The 4,898-nt window shown below is 59.6% G+C and carries 5 protein-coding genes; all 5 read right to left on the bottom strand.

Going from position 1 to position 4,898, the window contains the following annotated elements:
- Positions 1 to 159: 159 nt before the first annotated feature.
- Positions 160 to 777, bottom strand: coding sequence for a molecular chaperone TorD family protein (locus GWQ22_RS20850; protein WP_275931543.1), 618 nt, complete (start codon positions 775 to 777; stop codon positions 160 to 162).
- A 10-nt stretch (positions 778 to 787) separates the two neighbouring features.
- On the bottom strand, positions 788 to 2,539 hold the full coding sequence (locus GWQ22_RS20845; RefSeq protein ID WP_275931542.1) for a 4Fe-4S binding protein: 1,752 nt from the start codon (positions 2,537 to 2,539) through the stop codon (positions 788 to 790).
- Between the two features lie 103 nt (positions 2,540 to 2,642).
- A complete protein-coding gene (locus tag GWQ22_RS20840; protein ID WP_275931541.1) occupies positions 2,643 to 3,245 on the bottom strand; it encodes a DUF3306 domain-containing protein in 603 nt (200 codons plus the stop codon).
- Complete coding sequence (locus GWQ22_RS20835; protein ID WP_275931540.1) at positions 3,238 to 3,852, bottom strand: DUF3305 domain-containing protein; 615 nt, start codon at positions 3,850 to 3,852, stop codon at positions 3,238 to 3,240. The genes GWQ22_RS20840 and GWQ22_RS20835 overlap by 8 nt, the downstream gene beginning before the upstream one ends.
- 396 nt (positions 3,853 to 4,248) lie before the next feature.
- Positions 4,249 to 4,674 (bottom strand): GFA family protein, encoded by a 426-nt coding sequence (locus tag GWQ22_RS20830; protein WP_275931539.1) that lies wholly within the window; start codon positions 4,672 to 4,674, stop codon positions 4,249 to 4,251.
- Between the last annotated feature and the right edge of the window lie 224 nt (positions 4,675 to 4,898).

Raw genomic sequence — 4,898 nt, 5'->3', positions numbered from 1 at the left:
GAACAGGGATTGCAGGCTGGAGCTCACTCTGGGAAGGCTGGCAAACACTGCAAAGTAAACTGGACGGCTTTATTGCCGCCAAAGAGATGATGGCTTCGGGGATCAAGATCTGATCAAGAGACAGGTTATGCACAGCTTGTTATTCACAGATAGGGGCGTTCAGCCCGTCACCACGCAGGCGCCAAACGGCAGGCGCAATTCGTTTTCCAGTGTGAAGAAATCTTCGGCAAGCGCCCCGACGGCCCGGTAGAAGCTGCCCCCTTTCGCCTGTTGCTGATCGCGGCAACAGACAAGTACCCAGGGGGCCAGATGGCGTTCATAGAAGCGGTTGCGATCCGGGTGCTGCTCAGCAATCAATGCCGCCATCACCTCACAGAGGGCGGCGAGATGATCTTCCGGCTCGCACACTCCGCTCTGGCGCTCGAAACCGAGGGACTGCAGGTCGGCGCGCAGTACCGCCAGCGGCAGCTCCATCAAAGAGCCGGTGAGATACCAGGAAGCAAACGGCACAATCTCTCCGCGCCCCAGCCCGATAAAGAGATCCTGATACTCCTCGGCAAGCTCGTTTTCGTGGTGGCTACTGGCCGCCAGCTGCACCAGCCCGAGCCCTCTGGCAAAGGGGCCCGGCATAGCCTGCAACCCTTGCAGCCAGGCGAGCTGTTCGCCACGGGGGGCGGCGCGCCAGAGGCTTGCCAGCAGGGCGTAGAGATCGGCGCTGCTCTGTTCCAGTTCGGTCATGGTCAGTTCGCCAGCCTTTTCGTTATGTTGTTCACTCATCACTGGCCCCTCATACCTTGAGCTGGGCGGCAGGATCCGCCGCCAGCGCTGCAAACACATCCTTGACCCGGCAATCCTCACACATCAGCAGCCGCTGGGCGGCCTCGTTCTGGAAGTGGGAGTGACCGGCCAGTTTTTGCTGGATGCGGCGGATCATCGAGGCGGGCGCGAACGGCTTGGAGCAGCGAATGCAGCAGGCAGCCTCTTCGGCTTTCAGGCTCTGCACGGCGCGGCGCGCCTCGGGCACGGGTTGCAGACGGGGCGTGAGCACTATGGCCTGCTCGGGGCACGCCTTTTCGCACATGCCGCACTGGATGCAATCCTGCTCGATAAAGTTGAGGCCCGGCGTGTGCCCCACCGCATGCAGGGCGCGGCTCGGGCAGACCGCCACGCAGCCCATGCAGAGGGTGCAGTCTGCTTCTTTGAGTTCCACGCTGCCGTATGGGCCGCCGTGGGGCACCGCCAGCGGCTCGCAGCTCCCTTCGTTGGCCTGCCAGAGGGCATCGAAGGCGGCAAACAGGTTTTCCCGTTTGTCCCCTTTCAGCGGCTTCTCCAGCAGGGCAACGGTTGGCTGGCCGGAAACAGGCTCACCAGCATCTGCGTCAAACAGAGCGATGCGATCGGCAGCGAGACCCGCACCCGCCAGCAGCACGGCGGCGCTCGCCAGCTCCCGCTCAACCAATGCCCGCACGCTAGCAGGGGCATCGTCACCCAGCGCAATGCGCACCGCGCTGGCGCCATAGGCGAGAGCGGCGAACCAGCTCTCGATGCCTAAACTCGCGCTCTCCTCCACCCAGACCGGCAGCCAGTTGGCAGACAGGCGGGTGAGTTCGGCTTCCACCCATTCGCGCTCGTTTTCAGCGGCGATCAGCAGTCGAGGCGCTTCGCCGCCCGCCTCCCGATAATGCTTGAGCAATCGGAACAGGTAGTCGCCGCTGGTGTTGGCATCGGGCTGATGATAGGCAATCGCCCCGGTCGGACAGGCAGAGGCGCAGCTGCCAAAGCCCTGACAGAGATGGGGATCGATCTGGATTCGACCATTGATGGGCTTGAGGGCATCGGTCGGGCAGACATCGAGGCAGCGGCTGCAACCGGGCACACCACGAGCGGTAAAGGCGCAGGCCTCGGGGCCCTGGCGAAAATAGCGCGGCTTGTCGAAGATACCGGTGAGAGCGCAAAGTTCTGCGAGTCGTTCGGCCAGCCCATCGTCATCAAAGATATGCAGATAGCCGACCGGCGGGCGCTCCAGCGCAAATAGCGGAGTGCAGCCCAGATCGGCCACCAGATCAAAGCGCGGTTCGCGTGGCTGTTCAGTGACAGCAGCCGTTTGCTGCGGGAAGCAGATCGCGGCGAGCTCAATCCGCTCCCCCTGCCCATTAAGCCCGGTGAGCTGGAACTGACCCAGATACCCTGTCAGGCTCGGCTCGCGCAAGGTCAGGGCATCGAGAGATGCGGTGGCGTCGAAGATGGTTTCGAGATCCGCCGCCTCGGCATCATGGACTGACTCGGTCACCAGCAGGGTCGGCTTCACCCCGGCTGGCAGCAGGCTGGCGGCGCGGCGAATGCGATCTTCCGGGCCGACCAGCAGCAGGCGCCCCTGACTCTGGTAAGAGACAGTGGCCGGGATCAGGTTGTCGGTCTTGACCGTATGCTGCAGCGCATAGGCACGAGCGCGCGCGTTATGCTCGGCCGCCCCCGCCCCGTGGGCCAGATTTGAGGTCAGATTTGGGGCCAAATTTGGCAATGTTTGTTCAGTGCTCACATACGCTCCTGTGCGCGCCACCTCGTGGGATGGGCGCTTGTTGGTAAGCCGAGAGAGCAAGAGCCGAGCCAACTCCCCCGGAAAAAAAGTGACTGACAGGGAGTCAGGATCCTGAAGGTTCCATTCCCTTATCTTTGGCTGGGACATTTTGTCCATCACAGGAAACCAAAATGTCCCGATCGTCGGTGGGGGTTTGAGAATGGTTATCAGCCAACCCGTGCGGCTCGTCGGCGGCGGCAACGCTGGCAACCGCAACAGGTTCAGCGGATCCGCTGGCCGGATTGGCCGTCTCGCTGTCAGGGGCGATCACCTGCTCCACCAGCCAGTTGCGCAGCCCGGCGGTCAGGGCTGCGGGCAGCAGCTCTGGCTGGCTGAAATCCTGGGTGTAGTCGTCAAGCCCGTCCGGCTTGTGGCTGCGAAACATGGCCCGCAGCGCCTCCTTGTCGGGAAGTTTGGCCTTGCCCGGCTGCGCCGTTGTTAGCGGCGGCTCGCCACTCTCAGTCCCTTCGATGGCAAGCGGTTCCTCACTCCCCTTGTCAGTGCTGACTACGGGGCTATCCATCGCGGTATCTGATATTTCACCTTCGCCACTGCCTTCGATGGGAATCGCAATCACCTCTGGGGTGGCCTCTTCCCGTGGCTGCAATGGCTGATGCTTGCGCGCCTCACTCTTGCGAGACGACCAGCGTTTGAGGAACTCACTCATGGGCGTTGTTTCCGGCCTTGGTTCCGGCACAGGTTCCGCTGTCACTGCCACGCTCGCGGCCATCGGGGCCGGTGGCTTTAACGGCGCCGCAATTGGCTTGATCTACGGCGTCTCTTGATGTCGCTACAGCCGTATCGAGACCGAGCTGATCCTGCGCCCGTCCCTTGCCCTTCTTGCCCTTGCGACGGGCCTCCAGCAGCTCGCCGTGGCGGCCGATAAAGGCCTCCACCCAGGCTTGCAGCGCTTCGGGCAGCGGGCAGGAGAGCACCTGCCGCTCGCCATCCATATAGGCAGCGGCCACGGTCTGGCTCAGGGTCAGGCCATCGGCCACAAAGCCACTGTCCACGCGACTTCCGGTGACAGTCCCGGTAATAAAAAGGCGCGGCGAGCCGGAGCTCAAATTGAAGCGATAATCCCCCCGCTCATCGCGAAACAGGGTAAGGGGCAAGGCACCGGTCGCTTCAGGTTCGGCGGGGTGGAGCGCCGCTATCTCGAAACGGCGGCTCTGCCAGCGGCCAACCTGACTGTCGATGGCCTTTAACTCCAGCTGCAGCCAGCGCTGCGGGGGCAAGGGTTTGGTTGTGTCTTGCACTGTCACGACTCCCATCAGAAGGTCTCTGCCGGGCCGCCCTCCCCCGTGATCCACCCCGTTCGGGGCGGATCACGGCAGGAGATTCAGGGCGGCCACGGCCATCAATGGGGTAAGACATAGCAAGAGTGGGGCCAATGCCGGTTTGGTAGCTGATGGGGGCTTTGATGCGGGTTGGGGCGTCGTGCAGGACATGGGTTGGCGCGGGCGTAGGTTGGTGCAGAGCGCAGCGAAGCCCAACATGCGGCGTAAAACCAATCCGCCAGAGCCTGATTGAGGGAATGGCAATAATCGAATAATGCTGAATTATCCGATTATTACCTTGATAAAGTGTTCGCGGTAAACGTTGGGCTTCACTTCGTGTAGGTTGGTGCAGAGCGAAGCGAAGCCCAACATGCGAGATATTGTCATACCCTATATTTCGGAGGCAAAATGAGCAAAAATTTCTTTTTCAGTCATCTTGGGGGTTTCATTGGAAAAACAATAATATTCGGGTTTAAGATCGATAAAGTACTGCATGCTCATTTCCAAACCTGCTATATCATGGAACAAACCTACCGGCATATTGTAGCTATCATTTTTCTTAAAACGACTAAATAAATGAGTACCACAATTTGAGCAAAACCCTCTGGTTGCCCAAGCAGAAGAGTCATATTCTTTGACAAACTGTCGACCTTCAAACTCGACATTAGTACCACAAGGGATCATGAATAATGGCCCCCCGCCCCACTTACGACACGAAGAACAATGACAAACTGTAAACTTGGGATCGATTTCACCCACTTTGATTGTTATGCTGCCACACAAACAACTCGCCTTGCTACCAACTGATTTTTTCATTTTATTTTCCTTAATATTAGGTAAAAATGTAACTCTTTAGTTACGGGTGCGATTCATGGAGAGCGTCTCGAGGCCCAAGATACGGATGTAAACCAAATTTATCGTAAGCGCCCCTGAATCAGCACCTGTTTTTACTGAGATCACCTCGGCACACTGAAACCCATCGTATCTACGTTGGGATTTCCGCTATGACCACTCAAGAACGCGTTGATTTTTGGCAGCGC

This window comes from Aeromonas sp. 1HA1, assembly GCF_029237385.1.
Lineage (GTDB): Bacteria > Pseudomonadota > Gammaproteobacteria > Enterobacterales > Aeromonadaceae > Aeromonas > Aeromonas popoffii.
This window is presented reverse-complemented; position numbering and strand designations above follow the sequence as displayed.

Bases quoted from the DNA above. Each gene is read 5' to 3' on its own strand.
- GWQ22_RS20840 (WP_275931541.1), bottom strand. From the start codon at position 3,245: ATGAGTGAGTTCCTCAAACGCTGGTCGTCTCGCAAGAGTGAGGCGCGC.
- GWQ22_RS20850 (WP_275931543.1), bottom strand. From the start codon at position 777: ATGAGTGAACAACATAACGAAAAGGCTGGCGAACTGACCATGACCGAA.
- GWQ22_RS20830 (WP_275931539.1), bottom strand. From the start codon at position 4,674: ATGAAAAAATCAGTTGGTAGCAAGGCGAGTTGTTTGTGTGGCAGCATA.
- GWQ22_RS20835 (WP_275931540.1), bottom strand. From the start codon at position 3,852: ATGGGAGTCGTGACAGTGCAAGACACAACCAAACCCTTGCCCCCGCAG.